Genomic DNA, 302 nt, shown 5'->3' with positions numbered 1-302 from the left:
TCAGATCCTCAGCAAATTATCTCCGGTAACGAAAAAGTCGTTCGCCCGCGTTTAGCAGATGCGGAATTCTTCTTCAAAACTGACCGTAAGCAGCGCTTAGAAGATAACTTACCACGTTTAGAAACTGTTCTGTTCCAGCAACAGCTAGGTACTCTGCGTGATAAAACCGATCGCTTAGAAGCGTTAGCAGGTTGGATTGCGAGTAAGATTGGTGCGGATGTAAATCACGCAACCCGTGCAGGCTTACTGGCTAAATGTGACTTGATGACCAACATGGTCTTTGAATTCACAGACACTCAAAG

General features: G+C 45.4%; 1 protein-coding gene. It reads left to right on the top strand.

From position 1 onward, the window contains the following. A partial coding sequence (locus ACNQ0T_RS23765) for a glycine--tRNA ligase subunit beta (RefSeq protein WP_417930450.1) occupies positions 1 to 302 on the top strand: 302 nt, incomplete at both ends.

It is taken from the genome of Enterobacter cloacae complex sp.6700776 (assembly GCF_048284255.1).
GTDB classification, from domain to species: domain Bacteria; phylum Pseudomonadota; class Gammaproteobacteria; order Enterobacterales; family Enterobacteriaceae; genus Enterobacter; species Enterobacter intestinihominis.
This window is presented reverse-complemented; position numbering and strand designations above follow the sequence as displayed.